Genomic DNA, 1,558 nt, shown 5'->3' with positions numbered 1-1,558 from the left:
GTATAATTGGTTGTCATTTTTTGATTTATACTTCCAGGTTTTAGAGGTTCAGTAACCAAAGTATTCGAATCATCATAAGACAAAGCAACTACTTCCCCATCAATATAACTTTGTAATTCACTAGTAAAATTATCAACACCCTCACCCCAGCTCCACTTCTGTGACATTCTATCATCACATTTAGTCAAGGTTTTGATATTATTTGCATCAAGACACATTGTTGGGCTTATGACACTTTTATAACTTTTATTTTCAAATATAAAAGACTGCGCTCTACTATTCGAGTTACAAGAATCTGTCTCTACTTTATTTTTATTATTAATACTCAAACACTCTGAGTTCTTTCTACCAATTTGAATATTCACAGGAAACAAACCAGAAAAGATTGCAGAATTCCAATCTACTTTAAATCCTATTTTGCTTGATATCTCTTTTGGCGCTACATCACGACCTTGATAAGAATGATGGGTGAATAGATAAAAGTGTCGATATATTCGATTATAAAATGGTCTAACTCCAACAGTTGCTGTAAGGTCAAATATTGTCATCTCTTTTTGTTCTGGCTCTGCTGCAAAAATAACATCATAATTTGGAACAAAGCCTTTATATCCAATTTCAGATACTTTTTTCTTATCTATCGGATAATAGTAGCCCCAAGCAGGAGAAGTAAATGTTCCCTGAACAGATTGAGATGTGGGGTATTGATCTCGTTCCCATCTAAAGCCAATTTCCTGTTCACTGAATGGTGTACGTAATACCTTATAATCTGATGTGTTATATGTAAAACGTCTTTCTTGTACATATGTAACATTAGCCGATACTTCTCCAGTTACATATCCTTGATTGTAAGTTGCAACACTTTTTTTGGGAGTCTCAAAACCAAGCGTAGCTGTACCACCTATTTCCAAGCGAGAAACATCAGTCGTGGTATAGTTCGAATTCAAATTATTAGCTGGAAGGGTACGTAGTATAAAAGCATTATTATCAAACCATCTAGCCTTAATATTAAAATCATAATATTGAGCAACAGCAGATGACCTAAATTCAGCTACCCATCCATCGAGTATTTCATGTTCACCCTTTGGGTAAGTTACGTATTCTTTTTTAAATTCATTATTGAGTAAAATACCAGCTCCAGCGTCTCGATCTAGTGAAATTCGAACCAATTTTAGATCTGGAGTCATCCCTGTAGAACCAGGAACAGGTTTAGAACGCATGAAGCTAACTTTATAATTAAGCGTTATGTGTGGAGTAATACCACCATATCCACAAGCTGTTACAGAAGGGTATTCCCATGGCCATCTATACGATTTTTTGAAGGTATACCTAGGAAATGCACAATCTTCATACGTGATTTTTTTTGAAGTTCTAATTAAAAATGTTTTTATTGGTAAAATAGCTTTATCATTACCTGTGTACCCATAAAGATCATCATCATCACTTTGTACATCATTTAAACTTTCAAAAAAAGGCGAGTCTGATGAATTAATCAAACTAAACGCTAACTTTCCTTTCTCTTTTGTAATTAAAACTGCATTACTTGAAAATGAAATACCAA

1 protein-coding gene is annotated in these 1,558 nt (G+C 33.9%); it reads right to left on the bottom strand.

All coding sequences use genetic code 11. From position 1 onward, the window contains the following. A partial coding sequence (locus E5A76_RS15935; RefSeq protein ID WP_187695664.1) for a leukocidin family pore-forming toxin occupies nt 1-1,558 on the bottom strand: 1,558 nt, incomplete at both ends.

The sequence above is a fragment of the Photobacterium lucens genome, from assembly GCF_009873615.1.
GTDB classification, from domain to species: domain Bacteria; phylum Pseudomonadota; class Gammaproteobacteria; order Enterobacterales; family Vibrionaceae; genus Photobacterium; species Photobacterium lucens.
Note: the sequence above shows the minus strand (reverse complement) of the source record. Positions and strands in the feature narration are given on the sequence as shown.